The organism is Paracoccus denitrificans (assembly GCF_900100045.1).
GTDB classification, from domain to species: Bacteria; Pseudomonadota; Alphaproteobacteria; order Rhodobacterales; family Rhodobacteraceae; genus Paracoccus; species Paracoccus denitrificans.
Genome location: NZ_FNEA01000095.1, coordinates 1 through 1,023, shown reverse-complemented (window position 1 = coordinate 1,023; position 1,023 = coordinate 1). Strand labels below are relative to the sequence as shown.

At 62.6% G+C, this 1,023-nt stretch carries 2 protein-coding genes; one reads left to right on the top strand and one right to left on the bottom strand.

The genetic code is table 11. The features are described from left to right. Positions 1-173 precede the first annotated feature (173 nt). The gene (locus tag BLT64_RS25950) at positions 174-422 is read left to right on the top strand and encodes a hypothetical protein (protein ID WP_041529728.1); all 249 of its coding nucleotides are present in this window, start codon (positions 174-176) and stop codon (positions 420-422) included. On the opposite strand, the gene BLT64_RS25945 is transcribed toward BLT64_RS25950, so the two are convergent. Beyond that, a complete protein-coding gene (locus BLT64_RS25945; RefSeq protein ID WP_011746693.1) occupies positions 406-933 on the bottom strand; it encodes a hypothetical protein in 528 nt (175 codons plus the stop codon). The genes BLT64_RS25950 and BLT64_RS25945 overlap by 17 nt on opposite strands. Between the last annotated feature and the right edge of the window lie 90 nt (positions 934-1,023).

Genomic DNA, 1,023 nt, shown 5'->3' with positions numbered 1-1,023 from the left:
CCGGTCAATCCCGCCCGAGGCGGCCGGAATCGTGACGGGTGGACCAGGTGCTGCGCCCCGGCATGCTCCCCCGCCCCGGGCAACCTGAAAGCCCGTGTTGGTCATGGTTTTTCGGATTGCGAATCCCTCGGCCAGTCGGGAATGCTCTGCCCATCCATGCAGAGGGAACCGCCATGACAGAAACCGCCCGACTGAACGCCCGCGTCGAAGCCCTGGAATCGATCGTGATCAGCATGCTGCAGCTTGCGGAAGATCGAGATTCGGACCTGCACAAGCACATCATCCAGCGCCTGAACAAAGCCATCCGGGAAACCGACGAAGCGGATGGCATCCCGGAAGAGGATACCGATGCCGAAAAGCCGGTCGCGCTGACGTCGAAGTGCATCAAGGCAATCCGTGACCAGTTCAAGGCACGCTCCTGAAATCACGCCAGGCATCTACGCAAGCGGCCTCTTTCCGCTCGCTCCGGACCCGAGCCATCTCTTTGCGATGGGCCATGAAGCGCTCGACGTTCTCGGCGGCCAACTCACTGGCCCGCGCTCGATTGTCCATGCCATTGGCCAGGCCGAGCGCGTTGATCATGCGTTCGCAGGTCAGCCTCTCTTCCGGCAGGCGGGCCTTGCGCAGGCATTCCCACCAGGTCTTGATGGCCTGTTCAAACAAATCGGTATCCACCCGCTTGACGCGCCAGTTGCACCGAACCAGGCCAACGAAAGGCGCGCACAAAGCCCATGCCGCGCTTTCCGAAATCGGGTGCTGAACACCTTCGCGTGGGAACAGCCGGCCCAAGTCGTCCGAAGGATCGCGCTCGGCAGCTTCGTCTGCCGCCCAGTTGTCCGTGTCCTGTGCTGTCATAGCATTACCCCTTTCAATCACTTCCGAGGTCCTCGCCAGCCTGGCGCCCATCAGCGGCTTCAGATCAGGTTCGTCCATCACTGCCCCCACATGATTTCGGCGTAGCGGGGCAGCGTCTGCATGGCGAAATCCACCGCATCGCCGCAGGGACGGTGCGTGCCCTCGCGC

Bases quoted from the DNA above. Each gene is read 5' to 3' on its own strand.
- BLT64_RS25945 (WP_011746693.1), bottom strand. From the start codon at position 933: ATGGACGAACCTGATCTGAAGCCGCTGATGGGCGCCAGGCTGGCGAGG.
- BLT64_RS25950 (WP_041529728.1), top strand. From the start codon at position 174: ATGACAGAAACCGCCCGACTGAACGCCCGCGTCGAAGCCCTGGAATCG.